General features: G+C 59.5%; 25 protein-coding genes. 7 read left to right on the top strand and 18 right to left on the bottom strand.

What is annotated here, in order from left to right; translation table 11 throughout:
* Positions 1–35 precede the first annotated feature (35 nt).
* Both ACFO5X_RS06075 and ACFO5X_RS06080 read right to left on the bottom strand, forming a co-directional pair.
* Positions 36–1412, bottom strand: coding sequence for a hypothetical protein (locus ACFO5X_RS06075; protein ID WP_380716386.1), 1377 nt, complete (start codon positions 1410–1412; stop codon positions 36–38).
* A 719-nt stretch (positions 1413–2131) separates the two neighbouring features.
* Entirely contained in the window at positions 2132–2401 is a 270-nt protein-coding gene (locus tag ACFO5X_RS06080; RefSeq protein WP_380716387.1) for a hypothetical protein, read from the bottom strand.
* A 445-nt stretch (positions 2402–2846) separates the two neighbouring features.
* Here ACFO5X_RS06080 and ACFO5X_RS06085 point away from each other — a divergent pair, with 445 nt between their 5' ends.
* Complete coding sequence (locus tag ACFO5X_RS06085) at positions 2847–3266, top strand: hypothetical protein (protein WP_380716388.1); 420 nt, start codon at positions 2847–2849, stop codon at positions 3264–3266.
* Here the strand turns inward: ACFO5X_RS06085 and ACFO5X_RS06090 are convergent.
* Positions 3223–3756 carry a hypothetical protein gene (locus tag ACFO5X_RS06090; protein WP_380716389.1) on the bottom strand — a complete coding sequence of 178 codons (534 nt, stop codon included), beginning with the start codon at positions 3754–3756 and terminating at the stop codon, positions 3223–3225. The genes ACFO5X_RS06085 and ACFO5X_RS06090 overlap by 44 nt on opposite strands.
* 148 nt (positions 3757–3904) lie before the next feature.
* On the bottom strand, positions 3905–4696 hold the full coding sequence (locus ACFO5X_RS06095; RefSeq protein ID WP_380716390.1) for a nucleotide-binding protein: 792 nt from the start codon (positions 4694–4696) through the stop codon (positions 3905–3907).
* A gap of 677 nt (positions 4697–5373) precedes the next feature.
* Between ACFO5X_RS06095 and ACFO5X_RS06100 the strand changes: the two genes are divergently transcribed.
* The 3 genes from ACFO5X_RS06100 to ACFO5X_RS06110 are packed head-to-tail and all read left to right on the top strand — an operon-like array spanning position 5374 to position 9739.
* Positions 5374–5922, top strand: coding sequence for a plasmid mobilization protein (locus tag ACFO5X_RS06100; RefSeq protein WP_380716391.1), 549 nt, complete (start codon positions 5374–5376; stop codon positions 5920–5922).
* A complete protein-coding gene (locus tag ACFO5X_RS06105; RefSeq protein WP_380716392.1) occupies positions 5915–7789 on the top strand; it encodes a relaxase/mobilization nuclease domain-containing protein in 1875 nt (624 codons plus the stop codon). The genes ACFO5X_RS06100 and ACFO5X_RS06105 overlap by 8 nt, the downstream gene beginning before the upstream one ends.
* Before the next feature lie 12 nt (positions 7790–7801).
* The gene (locus ACFO5X_RS06110; RefSeq protein WP_380716393.1) at positions 7802–9739 is read left to right on the top strand and encodes a type IV secretory system conjugative DNA transfer family protein; all 1938 of its coding nucleotides are present in this window, start codon (positions 7802–7804) and stop codon (positions 9737–9739) included.
* 76 nt (positions 9740–9815) lie between these two features.
* On the opposite strand, the gene ACFO5X_RS06115 is transcribed toward ACFO5X_RS06110, so the two are convergent.
* The 14 genes from ACFO5X_RS06115 to ACFO5X_RS06180 form a co-directional block, all read right to left on the bottom strand.
* Entirely contained in the window at positions 9816–10160 is a 345-nt protein-coding gene (locus tag ACFO5X_RS06115; RefSeq protein ID WP_380716394.1) for a helix-turn-helix transcriptional regulator, read from the bottom strand.
* A gap of 11 nt (positions 10161–10171) precedes the next feature.
* On the bottom strand, positions 10172–10423 hold the full coding sequence (locus ACFO5X_RS06120) for a type II toxin-antitoxin system RelE family toxin (RefSeq protein ID WP_380716395.1): 252 nt from the start codon (positions 10421–10423) through the stop codon (positions 10172–10174).
* Between the two features lie 53 nt (positions 10424–10476).
* Positions 10477–11502, bottom strand: a complete 1026-nt coding sequence (virB11, locus tag ACFO5X_RS06125) for a P-type DNA transfer ATPase VirB11 (protein ID WP_380716396.1) — start codon at positions 11500–11502, stop codon at positions 10477–10479.
* 110 nt (positions 11503–11612) lie between these two features.
* Positions 11613–13070: a TraB/TrbI/VirB10 family type IV secretion system protein gene (locus ACFO5X_RS06130; protein ID WP_380716397.1), complete on the bottom strand. Its 1458-nt coding sequence runs from the start codon at positions 13068–13070 to the stop codon at positions 11613–11615.
* Positions 13071–13072: 2 nt separating this feature from the next.
* Entirely contained in the window at positions 13073–13804 is a 732-nt protein-coding gene (locus tag ACFO5X_RS06135) for a TrbG/VirB9 family P-type conjugative transfer protein (protein WP_380716398.1), read from the bottom strand.
* Positions 13805–13807: 3 nt separating this feature from the next.
* Positions 13808–14452 (bottom strand): VirB8 family type IV secretion system protein, encoded by a 645-nt coding sequence (locus ACFO5X_RS06140; protein WP_238373086.1) that lies wholly within the window; start codon positions 14450–14452, stop codon positions 13808–13810.
* Positions 14453–14454: 2 nt separating this feature from the next.
* The gene (locus tag ACFO5X_RS06145; protein ID WP_380716399.1) at positions 14455–15456 is read right to left on the bottom strand and encodes a TrbL/VirB6 family protein; all 1002 of its coding nucleotides are present in this window, start codon (positions 15454–15456) and stop codon (positions 14455–14457) included.
* A complete protein-coding gene (locus tag ACFO5X_RS06150) occupies positions 15456–15944 on the bottom strand; it encodes a hypothetical protein (protein WP_380716400.1) in 489 nt (162 codons plus the stop codon). Before ACFO5X_RS06150 ends, ACFO5X_RS06145 begins: the two co-directional genes overlap by 1 nt.
* Before the next feature lie 3 nt (positions 15945–15947).
* Positions 15948–16757, bottom strand: coding sequence for a type IV secretion system protein (locus ACFO5X_RS06155; RefSeq protein WP_380716401.1), 810 nt, complete (start codon positions 16755–16757; stop codon positions 15948–15950).
* Positions 16747–17835, bottom strand: a complete 1089-nt coding sequence (locus ACFO5X_RS06160) for a lytic transglycosylase domain-containing protein (protein ID WP_380716402.1) — start codon at positions 17833–17835, stop codon at positions 16747–16749. Before ACFO5X_RS06160 ends, ACFO5X_RS06155 begins: the two co-directional genes overlap by 11 nt.
* 165 nt (positions 17836–18000) lie before the next feature.
* Entirely contained in the window at positions 18001–20370 is a 2370-nt protein-coding gene (locus ACFO5X_RS06165; protein WP_380716403.1) for a VirB4 family type IV secretion system protein, read from the bottom strand.
* Positions 20360–20635 carry a VirB3 family type IV secretion system protein gene (locus ACFO5X_RS06170; RefSeq protein ID WP_380716404.1) on the bottom strand — a complete coding sequence of 92 codons (276 nt, stop codon included), beginning with the start codon at positions 20633–20635 and terminating at the stop codon, positions 20360–20362. The genes ACFO5X_RS06165 and ACFO5X_RS06170 overlap by 11 nt, the downstream gene beginning before the upstream one ends.
* A gap of 23 nt (positions 20636–20658) precedes the next feature.
* Positions 20659–20943, bottom strand: coding sequence for a TrbC/VirB2 family protein (locus ACFO5X_RS06175; RefSeq protein WP_009819927.1), 285 nt, complete (start codon positions 20941–20943; stop codon positions 20659–20661).
* Positions 20940–21488, bottom strand: coding sequence for a lytic transglycosylase domain-containing protein (locus ACFO5X_RS06180; protein WP_380716421.1), 549 nt, complete (start codon positions 21486–21488; stop codon positions 20940–20942). The genes ACFO5X_RS06175 and ACFO5X_RS06180 overlap by 4 nt, the downstream gene beginning before the upstream one ends.
* Before the next feature lie 621 nt (positions 21489–22109).
* Here ACFO5X_RS06180 and ACFO5X_RS06185 point away from each other — a divergent pair.
* The 3 genes from ACFO5X_RS06185 to repC all read left to right on the top strand — a co-directional run bounded on the left by ACFO5X_RS06185 (position 22110) and on the right by repC (position 24496).
* Complete coding sequence (locus ACFO5X_RS06185) at positions 22110–22379, top strand: hypothetical protein (RefSeq protein ID WP_380716405.1); 270 nt, start codon at positions 22110–22112, stop codon at positions 22377–22379.
* A gap of 85 nt (positions 22380–22464) precedes the next feature.
* A complete protein-coding gene (locus ACFO5X_RS06190; RefSeq protein ID WP_380716406.1) occupies positions 22465–23118 on the top strand; it encodes a hypothetical protein in 654 nt (217 codons plus the stop codon).
* A 220-nt stretch (positions 23119–23338) separates the two neighbouring features.
* Positions 23339–24496 carry a replication initiation protein RepC gene (gene repC / locus ACFO5X_RS06195; RefSeq protein ID WP_380716407.1) on the top strand — a complete coding sequence of 386 codons (1158 nt, stop codon included), beginning with the start codon at positions 23339–23341 and terminating at the stop codon, positions 24494–24496.
* Positions 24497–24558 lie beyond the last annotated feature (62 nt).

Below are 24558 nucleotides of genomic sequence, written 5' to 3' on the forward strand. Positions count from 1 at the left end.
GCACGACGTGCTCGATATGGTCGCGTGAAATGAAGCTAAAGGTCTCCGGTGAAACCGGGACGATTCATGGCCCTTTCGCCCATGAACTCGGCAAGCTTAAGCACCAGAGCATCGAATGCGTCGCTGGCAGGAGCGAAGGGCTGTAGCGCATCGATCACCTGATCGATCATCTCAGCAGGAAACTCTCCAAGGCCATGTGCTTGATCAATAACCTCGGATAGGCCGTTCCAGACTGCATCAAGTTTCTCTTCATCTGTCTTGACGGATGCAGACGACAGCTCCAGCAGGTGGCCAAGCGCCTTTCCGTAAAGCGCATTGTTTGGCCGGGACGCGTCTGCGCTAATCTCCTGAACCTTGACTCGCAGACGTTCGCCGCGCGCCTCAATCTCAAGTTCCTCAGCACCTTCCCAACCCTGCATAACCCGCGCAGTCAGAACCGTGTACAGGTTGGACAACTTGGATATGTCGTCCGCGTGGTTCTCCTCAAACGCAAGCGCTTCAATCTCCTCGTATGATTCATTGATGGCGTCAATTTCATCGAACCACCACAGATCGGTCCAGGCGCCCTCATAGATGGCCTGCATTTTCTGCCGCCTAGTTCCGTGCTTCTTTGCCAGTTTTATTGCCCGGTCAAATCGACCGACTGTTTCGATCCGCGGCCTTTCCAGCATTCTCGACAACTGCGCAGCTTCCAGAGCGTCCACGACCCGCTGCGTGATTTCTCCGCCGTTTTGTCCTCCCTTGGCGATCCGTTCTTCGAGTGCGTCTAGAGTCTTCCTCCGTTCAAAATCGCGCGGCCCGACCACCATTTTGGACTCGTCATACTGACCAGCCTTCAGATATTCATATGCAAGGTCTTTGTGATCATGCTCAAAAACCCGGTCAATAATCCATGATCTGTCATGAATCGTGACGGGAACATTGAACTTTTTGACGAGTTCGTCCTCGACCCGCAGGCGATCCTTGGATCGCGCCGCGCGGCTGGTGACGAATATAATTCTGTCGTAAGAACGACCTGTATCAACAATGCCCTGGACGTCGCTCCGAACTTTCGGCGCCCATTTTTCCTTCGCGCTGAAAGCAAATCCCCACCTTTCCGCACCTGAGCCTGGCAGTCCCTGAAACCAGCGGTCTGATATCTCGCGCGCAACGGAGTAAGTCTCCGTATCTACTTTTCCGTCGCCGCCGCCCTCCGGCCCGGTCTGAGGACGGAGGTTCGGGCAAATCTCTCTCTCGCACAGCTTGCGCGCAAAAATCTCAAAGTCCTGGTGCTGATTCCGCTGAGTTAAGCTTTCCAAATGATGGCTCAGCTCGGATTTTGCCAATATGTATACGCCCTCAGTTTTGCTGTCCGAGAATAGATAGGGTCTGTTGTGCCTCATGATTTCAGAGGGCCGGGGAAAATTGTTCATATCGAATTCCAAGCGGCCATAAACGCAAGCCAGTGGTACGTAGTGGTTGGGCAAGGTCTCTCGTTTATGGTATGATATGTGCCGTGCAAGCGCTAGATGTTGTTGCCCATATGACCTGAAAGTGGATTCGGTAGGCCTCCTGAACAACGCCAGCCATGGGGTTTACGTGTGTGTGGTAGGCGCACCCTTCGGGCTGGGCTGTTGGGAACGGAGCCTGAGCAGTTCCCATGCTGATCGTCGCGACACTCTCTTCGCCCGAAGGCTTCAGGTCATTCAAGTTGGAAAGCGGTTCCTGATGTTGGACGGTCAAGAATGCTGCGACTGGCGACGAACGGCAGGTTCAGAGATACCGCAATGCGGCGCGAGGCGGCTCGATGAACGACCGCTCTGGGCCGAACACGATGCAGCACCTGGGAAAGAGGCTTCCATGCTGCGATGTGCGTGACTGTCTACAATGGTGAAGGTTTCGACATGGGCAAGCCCCGTAAGCGGGGCCGGGCTGCTGAGGCTCCGCCCTGAATTCTGACCTTGCTGTATTCCTGTGCCAATACGTCTTGGCCTGTCTCATCCTGAGCCATCCCAAGACGTTTGCCACATGGTCGCCTTCACGATCCACTTTCAGCCCTGACGGGTCTGCATCCCTCTTGCAAGGTGGACGCTGCCGCCGGGCGAAGCCGAGGGGCTTTAGTCTTCGCCACCTGACATAAGATTCCGAAGGGCTATGCGTCTGGCTTCTGGTCGAACAGAATAACGTGCGCGCCTTCTTCACTGTCAGGGTTGCCTACCAGCACGAACGGCATATCCGACCCGTTCTTCTCGTAGAGACGGCGGTATTTCATCTGGCCGCTGAGCGGATCGCGCACTTGGTCATAGCGAAAGCTGTGCTGAACGCCGTCTTCGATCCAGGCCTTGACGCCATCGGGGGTCACCAGTGCAAGCGGCGCGGCGTCCAGCAAGATTGTCTCGCCAACGTTGAAAATCTCTTTCATCTCATGGGTCTCCTATCGGTCTTCTTTGGTAGCGTTGCAAACCGTCGTCGCCTTTGCAACGATCTCTGCCCCGCGTGTTCTCTCTCTTTCTCGGTGTCATTGCCCCCGGATCACAATCGTGTTGCTCAGCTCGCTTGCGAGCATTTTAGCGCTGGAGGCGGTCTATCCTGCGTCCTCATAGGGCTCGTACCTCAGGTTCGCACCGTCCGACGGATCAAAGTCATCAGACCATCTTGTACGGCGCATGCCGCAGCTCCATTGGAATAAGACGCCAACCTCGACGTCTTCACCGTTTACCGTCGCCCAAATGACTTCGACGGGGTGACCCGCATAATTCTTCATGCTCTTCTCCTGACCTCCATTTGGTCGGAGACGCAGTTATCAGGTGGCAGGTATCTGCCTGTACCTATATATGCGTGGCCAACACAAAACGGAGTTTAGTAACTTGCTTTACAGGCCTCTACATATTGCGCTCTTTCTGGGCGCGGCTTCATCGGCTGTCGCTGCCGAGTGGGAGATCGGCTTGTCGCGAGGTCTGGAGACCTATGCTGCGACTGCAAACGACGGGACCTTGCTCTTAGTTTGCGATCCTGACCGTGTCTACAACCCAAACGAGAGCCATGCGTACTTTTTGTCGCGTCACAGCGATGACAAAGCGCCACAACGCATTGTCTTTCTCGCGGCGACCGGAGAGCAGGCTGCCTTTTCAGTGCAGGACGGGATCGCAACGCAACGGGATGCTGATCCTGCCGAATGGGCACAGCTCATCGATATGATCGAGGCGGGCGGTCAGATTGCTGTCGTGACCGCACGCGATGCCTTTACGCTGGATCAGGACGCGCTGCCCGAGCTTCGATGCCGCTGATCTTTTGAGCGAGCTCTTCGATCTCAGAGCTCAGCAGCGCCTTGCCGAAGGCAGACAACAGCTGTGTCACCCCATAGACGTTGAGCGGGTCTTCAATGCTTGTCTGCAACGCCGCCACATGGGCGGCGTCGAGCCTGACCATCGATTTCATGAAGGGGGCACCAGTGCCTTTGGGCTCGGCCAGGCGTGGTCGTGCAGCGGAGGCAACCTCATGCCAGGTCGCGGTGTCGCGCAGGTTTTGCATGCGGGCGCGAACCGCTTTGATCAAGGCACGCTGAACGTAGTCCGGGTCAAGGTCAGATCGTTCTGCCAGCGCCTCAATCCGTGCCTGACCTTCAGCCCCGATGCGCACGTAATAGGTTCGAGACTGCGCTTCGGTGCGAGTGCTGAAAGCATCATCCGCCACCGGCTGGGTGGATACCTCTAGGTTGATGCGCGCTGTTTCAGCCGAGGCTGCCTTTTCCCCTTTCCGGGGTTCATTCTTGTCCACTGAATTTACCGCTGGGCCTTCTGTCGCGACCGCTTCCGCCGTACTCTGATCGAACGCGGCATATCTTGTGGCGCTCGTGGCGAACTGCCGCGACCGCGCCAGCCTGTCTTCGTTCGAGACAGCGGTCCCGGACCGGTTTGGAATCTTCCTAGCCATTGGCAGCATCCACCATGGCCTCGATGTCGCAAAGGACATCGCCGCACAGTGTCAGGGCTGAGGAAAGATGCCCCGCCTGCAACCGATGACGAAGATCCTGTTCATAAATGTCCCGCACGTATCCCAGCGGCCCGGTCAGCGGCATGCGCTGGATCGCAGTGAGATGGGGCACCGGCGTTGGTAGGAGCGGCAGGGTTGAAATCACCTCGAAGACCTCAAGGTCCTGCCGGTGAACCCTGCGTCTTGCCGCATCACGCTCAAAGTCATCGCCTGCGGTCACGAAATCGATCGCGCGTTTGTCCGCGTTCATCAATACCGCGGAAAACAGCGGGGCGGGGTCATCCGGCCCGAGGGTCTCGATCATGCGCATTACCCATGTCAGGGTTTTCAGGGCCGCCACGAAATCCGATTGTACCGGCACGGCCGGCACCAGGATCATGTCGCAGGCCAGCGCCAGTGTTTCGGTGTCGGGGTGCTCGCCGGGGCGGGTGTCAATCAGAACCAGATCAACACCTTCAGCCTCAAAGCTGTCCAGCGCGTGGTAAAGGCCTTCAACGGTCTCGGGGGCATCGGCCACGGTCAAGCCTGCGGGCCATGGAAGGCGTGGCAGATCACCGAAGTCGGCGCGCGCGCTTTTTGATTCCCATTCGAGGATTTGCTTGTCAGCATCCGCATCCATGACATGCACACGGCGGCCGCGTGCGAGCATGGCGGACGCAAGCATCTGTATGAGAGTTGTCTTTCCCGAACCGCCCTTCGCGGAGATGGCCGTCACAACAAGCATTCCTCGACTCCATAACATATATCTTGCGCCGTTATGGCGATGCCTCGGGATGGCGTCCAGACCTTGCGCGATACAGGCGTTCAACCTTTGGGTCGGACAGATGTGCAGCTGCTGAGGCGATGTGCTGTTTTGGCGATCATCTGCGTACGCGTTCGGTCAATTGGTCAGCAGGTCACTCACGCCGACCGTGATTGCAGCGCCCATCCTTTTCGCCATCGCGTCGTTGTGGCAATTTCCCAATGCTGCCATCAGCCTTCGAGGTGTCGGGTCACCTGACCATCGACTATCCGTATCAGCGCCGACGTAATACGCACGGTGCTGCGCAGGCGTTCCAATCCCACAAGGTCTTCTTCTCCTTTCGGGAGAACCCCTTTGAGCATTCAACGCCAGTGAAGGGATATCGTGTCGGCTGCGCCGACGTCATTCCCGCGCCTGTTCAGGATCCGGGCCGGGGTCCCGGATCGCGGCGCGGGGGAGGCGGTGTCCCTTCGGTCTGTTCGTTGTCGCGTGGGGTTTACAGCAGGCATGGCCAAGGCCCTGCCTGCTGATCACCGAAGGTGCGACAACGGACCGAAGGGACGTTGACAGGAACGGTATTGTGTACGACAAAACTTGTGCGGCGACTCATTAGAGTCTTCGCGTTTACAAAAACTATCTAATGATAAATCTTGCCGCCCATGTCGAAACGCCTCTCCAACATAGCCCGACAGGAGGTTCTCCGGCTTGCCGCGCAAGGGCTTGGCGATGGGGAGATCGCCGTGCGTGTTGGCTGCTCCCGGCCCACTGTCGCCCGCGTGCGGGCGCGCGGTGTGGTGACGGATCGAACCACAAAGGGCCGCGTGCTGCAGGTTCGGGTGTCCGCCCGTGAGGCCGAAGCATTCGAGGCGCTTGTGGCCGAGACGGGCATGAGCACGTCGGGTTTGCTCCGCCACATGATCCGTCTGTCATCCGGCATTGTCGCGTTTCGCCGGGACGAGGTCACGGCGCTCAAGGCGTCGGCCAATCAGCTCAATGCCTTGGCGCGCAATCTTGTGCAGATGCTGAAGCTTGCCCATGCGGGCAAGCTGCGGTGGAACGCGCGCGACGCGGCACTAGTCGGTCGGCTTGCGGATCGGGCCGAAGAGGTTGCCCGGGCTGTGCAGGCTTTGCGCGCGGCCTCGCTGCGCGGGTCCTTCGTCCGGGTGTCCGATCTTCGGGACGTTGGGGAGGGGCAGCGCGATGGCTGAAGCACGCACCCTCCAGCAGGCGGTATTAGGCGAGATACTGCCTCATGTGGGGCGGCGGTCTGCAGCCATGGCGGGCGAGGCGCGCGTATCGCCGGGCCGTCGGCGTGGCACGTCCGGCGGGGCAGTTGCGGCAATGTCCTGGAACGCGCTGCGGGTGCCGCAAAGCGTGGTGAAGCGGGTCGGCACGGGCGGGTGTCATTCGCCCAAAGAGTTACGTCGACAGATGAAATACATTCTGCGCGACGAGGCGCGGGTCGCAGCCTGGTCGAACCAGATCGGCATCGATCGTGCCTTTGGCGAGCGCGGCATGGAAAATGTCATTGCCGATTGGAGTGCTTCCTGGTGCGGGGCGCCGAAACGGGGTCACACCGATCACATCATCCTGTCCTTTCCCAAGGGAACCGAGGCGGAGTTGGCGGAAGCCATCTCGCGCGAATGGGCGCAGGAGGTGTTCGGCGGGGATTACCGGGATCGATATCGGTATGTGGCGGCCCTTCATTGCAACACAGATCATGTGCATGCCCATGTTCTTGTCGACAAGGTCGGGATGGAGGACGGCAAGTTCCTCTCGATCAGCCGCCATTCCGAGATCAGCTATGACATGATGCGCGAGCTGCATGCGCAGATCGCGGGCGAGCACGGGCTGGTGCTGAACGCCTCTTCCCGTCTGTCGCGAGGCATCATGGAAAACGCCCCGCGGGACACTGATTTGCAGGCGGCCCGCAAGGAGGGACGGGAGCCAGTGGTTGCCCCGCTGGATCCTGAAAGCCGCGCTCTGCGAGAGGCCGAGATACGCAGACACGCCGAGGGGTATCGGCAGCTGGCGCAACTTGCGGGGATGGGCCTGGAGGCCGACACCCCTCCGGATGGATGGATGGGGCGCATCGCGGAGGGCGCAGAGCTTGCCGCCACCAACTTGATGAAAGGAATGCCGGTGAAAGAAGGGTTTGCCGAAGGGGTTGATATCCCCGCTGCCGGAGCGGATGTGATCGGTCGTCTGATCGCCGCCCGCGAGACATTGCAAGCGGAAGCCGACACCGCGTGGAGCGCCATTCAGGACATGGCTCCCGGTGCCGAAAAGGTCGAACTGGAACAGCTCTTTGCCGGGCAGGCCCGCGAAATGGGCAGGCTTCTGGGCCGCGACTTTCTTGCGGATCATTCTTCATCGGTGTCGCCCGAGCGCGATCCCTACAGAGTTCAGGGGATTGCGGGGCTGGCTGCACGGGCTGCAGAGGAGGGCAATCCGCTCGTCGCCGAGGCCGATGCTGCACTGGGTCATTTCAGAGCGGAGTTGGCGCGCGTTCTTGCACCGATGGAGGCACGGCTCGAGGAGGCCGGCAGCAGCATCGAAGAAGCTGCTGCCCGTTTCACCGCACCCCATCGCAGCGAGGCGCAACTCGAAGCCTCACGCCCAGTGGACGCCCAGGAGCGCTCGGACTGGCTTGGGCTCGAACGCGACCTGCAGGCGCGCGCGCGTGATGTTTTTGCGGGGCTGCACATGGATCGTGATCTTTTGGCGGATCTGGCGCGTCAGGACATTCTCGACGCGGGGCAGGGCAGTCGCCTTGCCGACATCGCCACGCTGGACAAGCTGATCTCCGACGTGCGGCAAGACCTGCGCGACGGGGATATGGATCAGTTGGCAGCGGGCCGGATCGATCCGCTCATGGACCGCATCGAAGACCCTGGTCTGCGACAAGCCGTGTTCTCGGAGCTAAAGGCCATCGCGGCAGTGGATGCCGGTGATGACATTGCCGGCCGCGACAGCGAACCCGCCGCCATCTACCGGACCCGGATCGAGGCTTTCGAGCGCGCCGAGGAGCGGGGGCGCGACCGGGACGATACCAGTGGCGATTACGGCCTCTAGAGGATTCAAAACATGCTGCATGCAATGGAAAGCCGTTGGCGGTATCCAATCGCCATCCTGCTCGGTCTCGGTGTTGGCACCTGGATCGGTGCCGCGATCGCCACGCTTTATCTGATGGCGCGATTTGGCGAAGACCTGGGTGGGTTCGATATTTTCGAACTTTGGCTGCTCAATCTGTCTGATCCACGGATCAAGGCAAACCCTGCGGTGGAACATACTGCGTGGCTCATCACGGCACTTCCTGCCCTGCTTCTGGCGGCGACAGGAGCGACATCCGTTCATCGCGGGTCGCTCACCGATTATGATGATGCGCATTTCCAGTCGCGCCCCGAGCTCCGCCGCAACCGTATGTCGGCATCTCTTTCCCAGAACGGCTTTCTGTTCGGCAAGCTCGGGTCACCTGCGTCCCGCGCGCCTTTCGTGTCGGCAACGCCAGATCGCTTCCCACACGCAATGATGATCGCGCCAACGGGCCGGGGCAAAGGGGTAGGCTTCGTTTTGCCGAACCTTTTGCACTTCCAGGGCAGCGCCGTGATCCTCGACGTCAAGGGCGAGAATTTCGAGAAGACATCCATCCACCGCCAAAAGGCGCTGAACAATCAGGCCTGGTACTTTTCGCCCTATGACTACGTTCAGCCCGAGGGCAAGAACGGGCCCGTCCTGACCCGCACGCACCGGTTCAATCCTCTCCAGCGCATTGCCGATCTGCCCAGCCCCGAGCAGCAATACACCGCCGTCAACACCATGGCGGACTTGTTCCTCATCGTCGAAAGCGTGAACGCACAGAGCTTTTTCCAGGCCGGACGCAGCCTGTTCGTGGCGTCTTGCCTCTACGCCATCGAGACCGGCAAGCCGACGATCGGTGAGGCGCTGCGGATCATGACTGGCGGCGGCAATAAAAAGGAATTCTACAAACGGGCCGCCATGCAGACCGCAAACCCGGTGGTGGCAGAGATTTTCCTGAGCATGGCCGACGAAGTGGACAAGATTCTCGATTCCTATGTCAGTGTGATCCGCGGTGCCGGATTGGAGCTCTGGCTCGATCCGGCGGTGGACCGGGCGACACAGGCAAGCGATTTCGACTTCGGGACGTTCCGACGAGAGCCACAGTCGCTCTATATTGTCGTGCAGCCGGAGCACCTGAAAACACTGGCCCCCCTGATCCGGCTCCTGTTCGCCGATGCCATCGCATGTTTGCAGCGCGCGCATCCCGGACCGGACGAGCCACATCCCGTCATGTTCCTGATGGATGAATTCGACCAACTGGGCAAACAACCCCTGGTCTTGCAGAGCATCAAGACGATCCGCTCCTATGGCGGGCGGCTCTTTATCATCTCGCAGTCGATCCCCGGTCTTGAGGGCATCTATGGCGAAACCGACCGCCGCGCGCTGCAGGCCGGTGCGGGTGTGCAGATCTACATGACCCCGCAGGATGATCGCACCGCCGACGTGCTGTCCGCAGCCCTCGGCAAGCGCACGATCGTGGGCAAGACCAGATCACAGGCAACCGTGCGCAAGCTCTCGGAAAGTGCAAATATCAGCCGTCGCTCGGAAGAACGGGCGCTGGTATCCCCCGCTGAATTGCTGCGTTTCCCGCTCGACAAGGTCCTAGTCCTGCCTGAGGGGCAATATCCAATCAAGGCGGATCACATCCGCTACTATGCGGACCGGCATTTTGAGGAGATCGACAAAGCACGGCAGGGGCATTCCTTGCCCTATCCTCCTGCTGCAGCGCCAGTCTCGAACAGGCCGAAGAAAATCACCCTCGAGCATTCAGAACCTGCAGCACCCGCGGCGATCTCCATGGGCGACAAGGAATTCGAGACTGCGGTCCAGACCTATACAGGCGCACTACAGGGATACGCAGAGGCCGCGAGGGCAAAGCCAAAGAAAACACGTTTCGGTGGTCGGGCGCGCCCATCAACCCTGTTGGAGCAGGCGTCGCCTTGAATCCTGGGAATGAGGCCTGACTGCTTTTCTCGCAGTCCGTGGTGCTGATCACTGAACTGTTTGGAAAGGGCTGGCTTCAGTCCGCCAAGTCGTCGAGCGTGACGTCGAGGGCGCTTGCCAATGCGCGCAGGGTTGTGACCGAACCTTGCTTGCGGCCGGTTTCGATCTCGGCGACGGTGACGCGGTTCACGCCCGCCTTCTCGGCCAGCGCTGCCTGTGTCAGACCTCGCAGATCTCGGTATACACGCAGGGCGTTTTCGCCATTCAGCAGGCGATCCACGAAGTCCGATGGGACAAGCTCTTCTTCTCCCGCCGCCAGCGCAGCCTTGGCGCGGTCATAGCTCTGCAGATCAGCCAGATCTTCAGCCGCAGCCTGCAGGCGGTCGTATTCTTCGCGGGGGATCGTCACCATCTCGTTCATGTCATGTCCTTTCAGTCATAGATTCCGCCACGGGGTCCGATATCCAGAACAGCCAGGACATTGCCTTGCTCATCCATAATAACACGCCAATCGCCTACCCTTAGGCGAATACCCTCCCGGCCCTTGAGGGACTTTACATTGTTGGCCTGCGATGAAGGGTCTTGCGCATAAGCCTCAATCTTGGAGCGGATCAGCGCGGCAGTGTTCTCGGGCATTCGGCGCAACATTTTGATTGCGGCCTTCGTATAGCTGATCTGCTTCATGGTGTAGCTATGGGCGACATTTCCGATAAAGTCAAGCGAAATGTCGCTAAGAGCTACATGTATTTCAGGTCCGAGCCGATCGCCTGACCTGACTTGCCCGGCAGCCACACCTGTTCGACCCCGCGCCGTCCGTCCTTCCGACCGAGCTGCACCACGACATCGATGCTGGACGCGGCATAGCGCCTTACCTCCTCAAAGCTCATATTGATGCCCACCGACATGACCATGAGGGCTAGGCGGTCGAGCGCCTTCTGCGCGGTATCGGCGTGAATTGTGGTGAAAGAGCCTGAATGGCCGGTGTTGATCGCGTCGAGGAAGGTCTTGCACTCATCGCCGCGCAATTCGCCAAGAATTATCCGGTCAGGACGCATGCGCAAAGAGGTCTCCAGCAACTTGGCCGCGGTGCGCTCACTTGAGGGGACACGGTCCGCCTTGAGCATCGCGCGATTGGGCTGCGGTGGAAAGAGCTCGAATGCGTCCTCGATGGTCACGATACGTTCCGTCTCGGTTACCAGCGCGAGAAGCGCCCGAGCAAAAGTCGTTTTGCCCGTGGACGTCCCGCCGCTGATCATGATGTTCAACCGCTCGTCGATGCAGAGTTTCATGGCGGCTCGAATATCCCCCGCCTCGGTCAGTGCGATCACCCGTTCGGCTTTTGCCTGTCGTTCGGCGTCCAGGTCTATCAATGCACCGTGCAACAGACACATGTCGCCCAAGGTGAGTTGGTCTTCACTATAGCGGCGCAAGGTGATCGACGGCCCGCCATCCACGACCGGTGGATAGACGACCTGTGCCCGGATCGGCTTGCCATTCATCTCAATCTTGCCGGAGACGAGCGGCTTTTTCTCGCTGATCTGTCCGTGGGTGGCGCTGGCAATGGATGTTGCAAGGTCCCGAGCTTGGGAAGGGGAGAAAAACACACCTTCGAGGCCGACCATATGCTCAGCCCCCCGGGTTTCCACCCAGACCTTTCCATCGGGATTGACCGCTATTTCGACCACGCAGGGATCGGCGAGCGGTGCAGCCAGAGGTTTTAGATAGGTCGAAAGAAAACTGGCTTTTTCTGCCGCCGGGTTCATGGCTGGCCGCCCGTGTGTTTCAGGTTTGTGTTGCTTTGAGACACGCGGCCTCTCCCTTCGGTCGAACGCGTGTTTCGGCACATGATTATTTTGTCGAACCTGAAACGCACTCAATAGAACTCGAGATCACGGTCGACGATCACACTGATCGCAGCACCTGGCTGGACCGAAATAACCGGAGGCAGGGTGGTATATTCGCCGATCACCGCATTGGTGGCCTGCGAAAAACTGCCCGCGACATCCTCGGCAATTTCTGATCCGGTCTCGGAGCTGGCCTCGGATGCGGCGATTGCCGGTCCTGCGCCGATGATCGAGAGCAATGCGGCTGTGCCAAAGCGCAGCCCAAAGCGGGAGTTCACGGAGCCAGTGACGCCCGAGCGGCCCTGATCGTCCGCGCCAAATGCGGCGAGCTGAACCGATTGCCCCTCGGGTGTGACGATGCGTGACCAGCCAACCAGAATGCGGGCCTGGCCCAAAGAGACATTCGAATTGTAGGTCCCGAAGAGGCGGGAGCCTTCGGGAATGAGAACGCGGGACTGATCGAAACTCCAGACCGGGTAGTTCACGATGGCGGTAATCTGTCCGGGCAATGTGGATTCGATGGCGGTTTCCAGTGACGCTTGAATGAGCGTGCCCTGCAGAACCGTATTGGAAGGATTGGCGATTACCTCCGCTGTCGCGACTTGAACGGGCTGGGCACCGTCCAACACGAAGGCGCGCGCCGCCGCATCTCCGACCGCAGGTCCCCTCTCAGGGTCAGATGCCGGACTGCCCGTCAGGCCGCCCGCATCAAAGATCACCCCTTCGGACCGGATTTGTGTGTTGCGCAGCGCCGCCGCCTCGGCACGCCGACGGTCCAGTTCAGCCCGTCGCGCGGCTTCCTCGGCAGCGAGCTGATCCCGCTCGGTTTGCGCGCGTAGAGCGTCACGCATACCGTCATCGATCTGCTGTTGCAGGGCGTCGTTCTGGCGCTGCAGTCCGAGCATTTGCTCCATCAACTGCTCCATCCGGCCATCGGCAACACGCGCGCGTGCGGCAACCTCATCAGCGAGACGTTTTTGCGCTTCAAGATCGGCTTCTGCCAACCGGGTGTCCATCTCGCTTTGCATCTGGGCGATGAGCGCCGTGTTCTGTTCCTGGACCGAGCGCAGCGCTTCGGCCAGCTCGGCGGAATTGTCGGGGGCAGGGGCCTCGGCCAGTCTTGCCAACTGGGCTTGTAGGGCGACCACGTCGCTCGCAAGCTTGGCGTTCTGTTCCTCGAGGGCTTGGCGCTGCGCCGCGAGTTCATCCTCGATTGGTCCGGGATCGAACCTAGGCTCTGATCTTTGTTCGGTCGGTTCCGCGTCGGTTGTCATGCGGCCGAACCCGTCACCGTCGACCTGATCCTGAAAGTCGTCGGCTTTCGATGTTTCAACGGCAGAAGTGATGCCGCTGCCTTGCACAAGCGGGTAGGCAATGATGGCGGTCCCAGCCAGAAGCAATGCACCCAAACCAAGCCTGAGCCCGAGAGATGCGCGCCGCTTGGGTGCGAAGCTGTATTCCTTTTCCCCGGTTTTCTCGTCGCTCATGATCAGAACTCCCGTCCACGCAGGGCGGCCACGGCGGCAGCCTCGGTCGTGAACCCACCAGTTTCCCGGGTAATGCAGATATGATCGTCGCCCATGCGGATGGTGTAGGCGTCCCGCACGCCGGTGACCCGCACGACCGCACCTTGCGTCTGGCTGTTCTGGGTGATCTCGTAGCCTTGGGCGTTCAAGCCGAAGATCGAGGGCCGCACGCCGGGCCGGAATTCAAAGAAGGTCGAGCGCCCATCATTCCAGACCCGCACCGGGCGGATCGCACCGCTGCCCGCGTACTGATAGCCGGTATCTCGGCCTCCAGCCGCAAGCTGGGGCCCGGCGGGTCGCTCGTCGGGAAAGTTTACGACGACCCGGAAAGACTGTGTCCGCGAGCGTCCCTCTGTCAGATAGAAGGCGACAGCGCGGCGGTTGGTAAAGATCGTCAGGTTTGTCGCGGCCCGTGCCTCGACAGGCTTGATCGAGATCGTATTGCGGTTTGACAGAACCTCCACTTCATAGGACGCGGAGTCACCGATCAGGACTTGATTGATCCGTTCGCCGGGACCGAGTTCGATTGACGTGTTTACCCGAAGGTGGGTGTCGATCCGGATCACATCCGTAGGGTTGAAGGTCACGTGGCGAACGCGGGCGTCCTGACCCATGGTGACCGGTGCGCGCTCGGCCAAGGCGGGCGTTCCGAACAACCCGCCGACCGTTGCGATGGCAATTATAAAGGTTTTCATGAACTATTCTCGTGTCAGTGTTTCGGCATCGACCCGGTAAGCGGTCACCGAGAAGCCAAGGGGATTTTCCCAAACGCGTGTCAGGGAGCGTTCGCGGCGGGGGGCAAACTCAAACCCTACGGTGGCGATGAATGTTTGCGTGACGGGGGTCTGGTTGGGTCGGGTGAGGCGTTTGTCGAACCGGATCTGAGCCACTTCGTCCTGCAGGAAGGTGATCGCCCGCACGCGGACATCGACCTGCGCATTCGCGCCGTAGCTGCGCGGTGGATAATTCTCCGACCCCGCGGTCCAGAGTTCTATCAGCGAGGCGCGGGCGGGCCCACTGGAGCGCCGCTGGACACTTTCGAGCCGTTCTTGAATGCCGTTCCTGAAATAGCTTTCGCGGTCGCTGATATAGCTAACAAGCAGGGATTCCTTGATCGCTTCCTCATCGGTGATACCGGTTGGCTGAACCTGGTAGATGCGTTCTGCTGCACCCGACGTGCTGTCGACGAGGACCGTAAACACTTCGGTTTCGCGCAGGGGCAACATAACCGTAATGGTCAGGGCCAACAGCACGGATACGGCGCAGGAACAGCCCGCAACGATCCATGCCGCGCGCGCTGCCCGGCGCGGACCCATCACCAAATCGATATCGAAATCACTCATGACTATCCCTTCTTCATCTTTCCAGCGAGCTTGACCGCACCGCCCGCATAGCTCCCGGCACGGGCCGCGCTGGACGATCGATCGGAGACGCCTTGTCCCTGAAGTCCTGCGTTGAAGCCCCGTCGCATGTCATCTCCGCCCCGGATCGCGGCACCGGTATTGCGCCATGCGTTCCCGGGCATCCGCGCGGCATTTGCACCGATCGAGGCGAGGCCGATGTTCGTGGCGGCAAGCCCTTGCGCGAAAGTTGGCACGAGCAACATCAGGCCGGCGCCGATCATCATCACCACGACAAACGAAATCGCGTCCCCGAGTGTTTCGACGCTGTCGAGGCTCCCCGGCGCGACGGCGTTGCCAGTGGCAATGGTAAATCCTGCCATGGCAGCCACGAAAAGCGGCACAAAGGAAAAACCGATGGCGAGTTTGACCCAGGCCTCGAACAGCGGCGCGGATTGTTTGAACAAGGTGCAGGCCACGGCCACAGGTGCGATAGCGATCAATACCGCCAACATGATCTTGGCAGCCGACAGAACGATGATGGTGATCGTCGCCATGGCGGCGGCCACAAGAAACATGACCACGCTGGTCATGGCACCGGCCAGCCAGCCTCCATTCTGGCTGATCGCCTGTCCGACATTAAGGGCTTGGGAGTAGAGATTGTCGATTCCATCATAAAGGTTCCCAACTGTGCCGCCTGATAGTGAGTTCAGTATCCCCGCGCCGAGCTCCGCCGGGGCGTTTGTCAAAGCGTCATAGGGGACAGAGAGGTTCGCGAAGGTCAGGAACACGTTCACCAACGCCAAACGCAGACCAAGGGCGACGATCGTTGCACGCGTAAGTTCAACGCTTTGGATCAGCAAATTAGCACCAACGAGGATCGTTACTAATACGGACGCTGCTCGCACCACGGGGCGCACAGCTGCAACGGTGTTGTCATAAGTATCAGCTGCGACACCTGCCACAGTCGCGTCGACCATGGTCAATACGTCCGCGATGATCGCCATTACGCGCCACAGCTTTCTTCGCGAAAGGTTGCATACCGTTGATCAATGGTATTCCAATCCGCGTTTCGATACCGGCGCATGGTATTGAAATCCGCCGCTGTGAGCGCATGCGCAGGCTTGTCGACCCGTTCTGTTGTGAACGCATCGAGCGACCCGAGATTATAGATGCAGCCGCAGAAGCCCTGCGACATTGCAAGCTCTCTCAGGTCGGTGCCGAAGCCCCATCGAACCGCTCCACGGAAAATCTCGTTGCCGAAAAACTCAGTGTCCGGATAGCTGAAGGTGCAGGTTTGCGGCTTCGGGAACATCAAGAACCCTCTTGCCTGTACCTCGCGCATCAGATCGAGGAGGCGCTCTTCCTCCCCATTTTCGGTGGCAGTGACGACCTCCCCGAGCAACGTATCGTCGGGCAGGTCTTGCAAGTCTTCCGCCCAGGCACTGCCTGCTAGGGTGATGAAAACTGCAAGTGCTTTGAGTGATGTATTCAAGGGTCAGTCCTCGGCGCCGGAGAAATCAAAGAAGGAGCGTGTGCGGGCCTGCTCGGCCGCGAAATCAATGCCGTTTTGACCTTGCGCCAAGCCTTGGGCGGCATTCAGGCGCCACATCTGGCCCAGCATGTAATTCGTCTCCGCGGCCATACGCGTGTTGAGATCGATCGATTCCTTGAGCGTTTCCTGTTCGCCAATCGCTTCCACCAGCCCATCGATACGCTCGATGCTCTGTGCGGCTTCCTCGTAGGAAATTTGGGCTTGCCCGATGACCATGGCATTGGCAGCCGCCAGATCGGCTATGGCAGCGCCTTGCGGGTTCCCGGCGTCGTTCAGCTCGGTGAGTTTTTCCGAGGTGAACCCCGCACTGGCCATGGTCTCGCGCATGGCATCTGCGGCGCGGCGCTCACCCATGGTGACGTTGCCATCGAGCAGATTGTCCAGCAGGCTGTCAAAATCCCCGAGTGACAGGTTGTCCATGAAACCCGATAGATCGGTGATCTTCTGGGCGCGGGCACGCAGGTCCTCCACATCGCTGAAGAGGGCTGCGATTTCATTCAGGCCGGTAATTGAACCCAGGACGTCATCAAGAAGGCCCTGAATATCAGTGAGGCGCTCGATCTGGGTGCGCAATTCCTCGATTTGCTGGAGCTGGTTTTCCGCATCGCGCAGCGCGGCCTGCAGCTGTTCGATATTCTGCGCGAGGTTCGATCCATCGATCACAGGCACACCCTGAGCGAAGGCTGGGGGCGGGTGTGCCGCCATGAGCGTGCCCGCGACAAGGATAGCGGCAAGGCGGGTCTCAGCCTTCATCGGAATACCTCCAGAAAGTGGATTGCTCTAAGTGATCGGCGGCCTCGGTCAAACCTTGTGCCGCTTCGACTTTCACGTGGGCCGCGCGCAGACGCAGCGTCAGCGCCATGAGCCGCGCCCGTTCAGCAAGCATATAGGTGGAGCGGTCCAGCGCCTCTTTTGCGTTATCGGGCGGATCTTTACGCAAAAGCGCCGCGATCCTCGTCATGGCCTGATCGATCTGGGTGCCCATGTAGGCGCCATAGCCGACCGAGGCATCCGCCCAGTTGCCCCAGGCGGCCGAGGCGCCATCGAAGCCCGCCAGTGACCCCGTCATGTCGACGCCGGTGATGGTGCCAAGATAGTCGTTGTAATAGCCGTTGATGCGCCGGACGTAGGTCTGGGTTTCCTCGAAAGGAGGCACACCACCATATTCGAGAACACGGCCGGGGCCTGCATTATAGGCCGCCAGAGCGTGATCGATTCGACCGAAGCGGTTCAGTTGCGTGAGAATGTAGCGTGCGCCACCGTCCAGGTTTTCCCAAGGATCATACGGGTTCACACCGAGATCCGATGCTGTGCCCGGCATCAGCTGGCAAAAACCGCGCGCACCCACGGGGGAGACGGCTGCATTGTTGAAACGACTTTCCTGCTTGATCAGTGACTGAAACAGGATACGCCACGTCAGTGGCGTCAGACCGGCGGCCGCAACACCGGGATGGCCCTCATAGCGCCGCGCCACCGTGATGATCATGCGCTCCACGTCGCTTGGCTCACCGAAGAGGCGATCGGCATCAGGATGATCTTCCTGGGCTGGGTAAGTCTCTGCAGCGCTCGCCCAGCCGAGCCCACCAGCCTCGAACCCACTCAGGTCGGTGACACCGGTGGTCTCCGCAAGGAAACGCTCATAGGCTTCAAGCTGCTCTTGATAGATATCCGCTTGTTCCTGGCGGGCGTCGCGCTTCTGGCCCTGCCGCAAGGCGTCGCGTGCGAGCTCTTCGACGCGAGACACAGTGCGGGCAAGGTTGGAGCCATCGATCACTGGCACGCCCTGCGCGGAGGCAAGCGAGCCAAGACCCAAGGCCAACGGAATCGCCATTCTAGAAGCTCTGGAAATCACAATGCGCATTCCGTGAAACAAGGTCGGGAGCAGGGGCCGAGAACGCCATAACGGGCCGCTCAAAACAGGGCGATCGCACGCCTGTTGATGCACCTTCGCAAGCGCTCAGGACCGTCGTGGCGACCAACAGAAAAAATCGTGCTTTCACATCATGTCCTTCCAGAATTCTTCTTTCTTGCGCCAATTGGCAGGCGCCTTTTCCTCGCCGGTCTTGCCGCCACCAAGAACAGTAACCAGACCGCCCAAGCCTGCGAGATCGGTATTGACGAACACGCTGTCGGCGCCGGAACGGATCAATGCCAGCCGCAATCCGGCTGTCGGGCTGGAAAGAAAATCCGCCTCGCGCGCATTCAGGCGCAGGATGCTGTAATCCTTCGGATTTGCCCGTGGATTGGGAAACAGGATCTGGGTTGCCACACTTTCCGCGATGATCTGGCCGACCGAACTTTGGTCCAGATGGCCCGGTGTCTGGGTCAACATCATCACCACGCAGTTGCGCTTGCGCATGGTAACCAGCCAGTCATGGAGGCGCTTGACGAAGATATCGTCAGCCAACATCTTCCACGCCTCGTCGATCACAATGATCGTTGGTCTGCGATCCTCGATCACGCGCTCGATACGGCGGAAGAGATAGGCGAGCAGGGCGGAGCGTTCTGCGTCCTGGTCCAGAAGTTCGGTCATATCGAGACCAAGGACATCCTCGCCAATGGCAATCGACTGGGCACTGGGCCTTGAGAAAAGCCAACCGTACCGGCCGGCTTCTGTCCATTCCCGCACGCGGGACACCAGGTCGCCATCATCATCGGTTGAAGCCACGAGGCTTGCCAAACCGTCGAAGTTTCTGAGGCCCGGCTCCGCGGCGGCAATCTGACGAACCGCCTCGTTCAGTGCTGCGGTCTGGACCGTCTCAAATGGACGGTGACGGGCCAGAATGTCACCGAGCCAATCTGTCAGCCAGGCGGCCCCCCGCGCATCGGTCTCCGTGGTCATCGGGTTAAAGCCGGTGGGCTGGCCCACCTTGATTTCGCTGTAGCTGCCACCCAAAGCGCGGATCGCCATCTCCAACCCCTGATCCTTGTCGAAAACGATGACCCGCGCACCCACTCTGCGGGCCTGCGCCATGAGAAAGGCCGTGCCGAGTGTCTTGCCGGACCCGGTGCGGCCCAGAACAAGCGTGTGCCCGACGCTTGGCTCATCGGTCCGGCGCCCCGCTTCGTGAAAGTTGAACCGGTAGAGGCTGGAGGTCACGGTCGGGAAGGCCGTGATCGTCTTGCCCCATGGGCTGGCCTCAGGTCCGCGCCCTGGCCTTGTCTTATGAAACGCCGCCAGTTCCGCGAAATTGTGCGACGAAACGATCCCGTCACGGATCCGGTAGGCCCAGTTTCCCGGCGCTTGCGCGAAATAGAGTGCCTTTGCGGCCCAGGATTCCCGGACCAGAACGGCACCGGTCTCTTGCCCCGCCCGCCAGATCTCGGAAGCTGCCTGTTCCAGTTCCTCGGCGCTGTCACAGAAAACCTGCACGGAGGCGTGATGTGTCCCAAAGGTCGACCGGCCGGATGCCACGGCGTCGGCGGCTTCGATCAATTGCTCTGTCAGGCTGACACCAGCATCCTCGGAGGCACCCCGCTGGCGAAAGGTGCGTTGAATGCGCTCAACCATCTCATTGGCGCGCCGCGGCGTGAAAGAGTTGGTGATCGTGATGTCATAGGGCAGTTCCAACGCGTCAAGCATGGTTGGCCAGGTGCGACTGGGATAGGATTTCATCCCGAAAATCGCGCCGTATCGTGCGCTGTCGCCGCTTTCCAGCCGCATGGTTTTGCCTTGAAAGCTGACGTCGAAATTGCTCATCGTGTCAGCCAACAGTTGCCCGGGGGCCGCGATGATTTTGCCATAGCTCTGTCCGTGAACCGCGGCCAACACTGCAAGCCAGTCCCCGCTCGAGACTGTCAGGCGCGCTACACCTGCGTCGGAATACATCGCCATGAGCAGCGTCATGGCCTCTTCCAGGGCAACAATTCGCGTATCGATGTCTTTCTGGAAATCGCGGCCGCCGCCAAGGGCGCCCAGAACCTTCGAGAATGCCTGCGGTATCGACGGACGCATCAATACTGTCAGCATCAAGGTGCGGGCTTTCAGGTCACGTGCGCGCAGGCTTCTCTGCCACGCCGCGTCTACCGCATTTGCAAAAGGCATACCGTCAGGCGCAGCAAGGTCCGCGACATCCGGGCGTGATACCTTGTTGATGTGGAAACCGAAACGCTCGCCCAACTGACTGACGATCCGGGCAAAGCCTTCACTGATCTCATCTATCCGGGCGTCATCGCTGGTGAAGCTGTCGATCCCGCCAAGCGTGACCGACGCCATCAGATCACCCTGCCGCGTCAGGATGACATTGTCTTGCACCGCAGCAATGTAAGGTAGGTGCCGCCCAAGACGCTCGGCTTTCAAAACCTTGTCCCCAAGTGCATCCCGAACAGCGCTGCTGGCAATTAACCCCCGAAACTCACGCGACATAGAGATCGCCCCCATCACCGGATCGCACACTCGTTCGCGGTGTGCGCGACATCACCACGTTCAAAATCTGAAACAGATGTGGATTGCGGTCTGCGACCAGCCAAAGCGGTGGGTAGCCCACAAGGAACACCAGCAGGAACCGCATGTCGTCAACCAGAATGAAAGGGATCACGGATGCGAAGACCAGCGCCACGAAATATCCGATCGGGAGACCGAATATCCGTGGCGGCTTGGTCAGCCCCAAAAAGAGTGGTGTGTCGCGCATGGAGGTCTCTGCGGCCGGTCAGATCAAGGAGCCGCAAAGCCGTCGATGATGGTCTCGGCCGAAAAGATCAGCACCACGCCGACAAACACGGCGACGAAGATCGGCCAATTGAGGCGCCCGAAAAACATCATGACACCGGATCCCACGAGAGCGAGCACACCGAGGCCACGACCGATCGGACCCGTCACCGCGTCGATGATGTTGTCGATCATGTCAGAGACCGGGCTAAGGTCTTGTGCGAGCGCCGGGGCCGCAGCCAACATCAGCAACGCGGCCAATGCCGCCCGGGTATAGTCGATGCGTTTCATATCTGGTCTCCGATGGATTGGGCATAGACGGCCATGACCTTGCGGACATGGCCTTGGGTTTCGCGGTAAGGGGGAATCCCGCCATGGCGCGCCACGGCTTCGGGGCCGGCGTTGTAGGCCGCGAGCGCAAGCTGCGGCGTGCCGAAACGATCAAGTTGTGTCAGCAAGTAGCGGGCGGATCCATGCAGGTTTTGCTCAGGATCATGCGGATCGACGCCAAGCACGCGTGCAGTGTCCGGCATCAACTGCCCAAGCCCGATTGCGCCGACATGCGACCGCGCGCCTGGATCAAATGCGCTTTCAATAGCGATGTTGGCGCGAAAGAATGCGAGCCAATCGCGAGAGGACATCCCTGCCCTGCGCAGGGCCGGGTGGTCCGCGTAGACCGAACCCACATCAAGGATCATAGTCTCGACCGCAGGGCGGCCCGATGGGACCCGAGGCGGAGAAAGGCGTGGTGAGTCAAGAGGGACGACCTCAGACCGTGCGACAATGTCGCCTTGCTCGGGTTGGGGTCTTGCAAAGTCGAGAACGCTACTGGTCAGTCGACCAACACGGTCTGGAGCATCGAGATCGATAACGGATTGTGCATGAGTGGAAGGGCCTGAAAGCCCCCAGAGAACGAGGCTAGCCGCTGGTAGGATACCTTGTCGTCTCAAACTCCCACGTGCCTCTCTCACCTTCTCGGAGAGGGCAGCTGAATACCTTTGCGTCGAGCTCCAGGCAGAAGCTCATGAGCCCTGCTGCGGTCTTGAAGACGCGTGGTTTCAGATCCCGGTTAGTCACATAGATCGACCGGTGCACACCGCCTTGACCGTCATTGGAGCAGACGAAAACCGTCCAGCCACCCCTATGCGTATTGCCGCCCTTTTCCGGGGCCTCAACGCATTCCACCTCGATCCATGCCCCACCCTCGATCGCCTCTTGCATGTGCGATGTTAGGATCACGGGGTATTTTGTTCCTGCCATTTTGCCTCCGAAGGAAAGAAGTTCCTACGGAAGTAACCTGCTTTTGCACCGCTTCAAACAGCGCATGTCACAAGATATGCGGCGACGTAGCGTAAAACACTTCAAGAGGTCAATAGATATCTTTTGATTGATTACGATATTTTTTCGATGATAGGTCCGACACACGATTCGCCCACAGATTGTCGGGAGACCACCAGATGTCGCGGTTGCTGACATGTAGCACATTCATCGCCCTAGCGATCCCAGCAAACGCCGAGACGCTGGCGATGGACTGCGTATTGCCGTTGCGGCCAGAGCTGGCGGCTTCGCCTGCGCTCCTGAACGAGTACGGCGACGACATCAGAGCCGAGTTCAACACCTACTTCGATGAGGCACAAACCTATCTGAATTGCCTCGCCGCAGCATCAGCTTCCGCGCAGGCCGAAGTCCGTCTTGTGCTTGACGCTTACCAGGAGATGTTCCAATGAAACGACGCGCAAAATATGTCAGTAGTCATGACACAATTAACATAAGTCTTATTATACGCCAACAGGTTAGCGGCGGCGCTCTGTCATGAGGCGGCTTGTGTCAACTGCCGTGATCATCGCGATCGGGCTTACACCGCTTGCTGCCAAACCTGCCGCCGCACAAGGCTACCAGATCGATTGTGCGATCCTCCTGTGCCTCGCAGGCGGTTGGCCAGCGTCGGTTCCCTGCGCTCGCGCGCGCGCGGAGTTTATCCGCCGGATCACGCCCTGGCCGGTCGAGCCACCGCTGCAGATCTGGCGTTGTCCAATGCGTGCTGAATTCGAAGCGCCGAACCCGGTTGAGCGCCTCTACAGGTTGGCGGGGTTCAATCTGGGTCCAGCAGTCTCCCTGCCCCGAGAGCGAGAAACGCTCCAGCTCGCCCAAGCTGTCGGGCGTGCCGCCGATATCGATGTGACGGACCCTGCTTTTGATTTCATCCGCTCCATAGATGTCTTTCAGGTTACGGCACGTCAGAGGGAGGGCCGTGACGATTGCAACAGATATGCTTCTGTGCGGCGTGGCACGTATGATCAGGACGGCCAATTCCGGTGGCAAAACAGCTCGATAAGTGCCCTTCCTCCAGCCTTCCGAGGGGCCGAGCGATACGGCCAGAACTGCCCCGATATCTGGGTCCGTGCTGTGTTCGTCGATTGGGAGGATTTTGAGGGCACCTATGGCTTCGAACAAGTCAACTACTGATCTCAAACAGTCACAGGCAAACGATAAAAAAGAAGAAACCCCCGCAAGGCGGCAACCAAGCGAGGGGCTCAAAGAACAACGGAATTGGCGTTCCGCCAGATCAAATCAAACTGTGATCTCGTTCTAGCAGTCCCGACAGTCAAGGCAATGAAAAAACGTGTCGCTCGCTGGGACACGGATGCCCTGTTGCAGCCTTGTCCCAATTCACAAGGACTAGACAGTGAACGTGATCCAAACCCATCTCACCCTGCCGGAAGGCTGGACCAAAGGTGCTGTTATGGCACTAATTTCAGAGGTTGCCCCGCATATAGGCCTGCGCCCGGCGCGCCTCGCAGTTCTGAACTACATCATCGGGCGGACCCGCGCATCCGACTGGACCTCTCCCCATCGTGAACCGGTGTTTTTTGGCGCGCAAGATCTCGCAGCGGCCGAACTTGGCAAGACGTCGCGCCAGTTGCGAACGGATGAGGCCGCGCTGGCCAAGCTTGGGCTGATCGTGAAACGTGTCGCGGCGAATGGGGCCCGCTATGGTCGCGCTGGCCTAGGCTTGATACTGACTCCGCTGATCGCGCGACTGAAAGAGTTCATAGCCCTTCGCGATCGGCTCCGTGCGGAACGGAGGCATTTGCGCGCTTTGAAGGATCTTCGGTCCCTTCGTTTGCGTCACATGAAACGGTGCATCGCCGCCCTGCCCTCCTCGGCTATCAAAGATCCTGAGATCGTCAAGATTCTCGCCAGTTTCGATAAATGGCCACGCAGCGATGCTTTAAGCCGTCTCGGTCTGGAGCGGCTCAACGCCCATTTGAAGGCCAGTTCCGATCTGTGCAACAGCCTTGATGACTGGCTTGAAAAACGTGGGCTTTCTTCCGACCAGCCAGCGGAAAACTTCCGGCCCTTTACACAAAACACCAGAGAAGAAACTCAAACTGTAAAGACGCCGCCCGCTGTGGATAACTATGGAAGACACGCGGAAATCGCACAGAGTGAATCGCCATCATCAATTCCCTGCCCCGCGCCACCCGCTCTGACGCCAGAGAATCTATATCGCATTGCCGGCGACGGCTTACGCATGATGCTTGACGCGAGCCGAGATCAGAACCGACCTCTCAAAGAGCGCGACATCATCGAGGCGGCGTGGGCGTTGCTGCCGATGCTCGATATCCATGCTTCAGTTTGGCACGAGGGCCAGAGCACCTTGGGCGACCACGGGTTGGCTTTCTGCCTACTATTGGTTGATGCGCAGCGAGATCATCCGATTTATCCAGTGCGCAATCCTGGCGGTTTGATGCGCGAACTGATCCGTCGAGCCAAGGCAGGAAGGCTGGACTTTAATGCAAGCGTTGCGGCTCTGCAAAAACGGCGCAATAGGGTGAGGTAGAGTTTCCAACCCGCAATTGAACTTGCCCAAATGTGAGCTCACGCTGAAGTGCCAATTCTGAT

Origin of the sequence: Seohaeicola nanhaiensis (assembly GCF_042654245.1) — a bacterium.
Taxonomy (GTDB): domain Bacteria; phylum Pseudomonadota; class Alphaproteobacteria; order Rhodobacterales; family Rhodobacteraceae; genus Seohaeicola_A; species Seohaeicola_A nanhaiensis.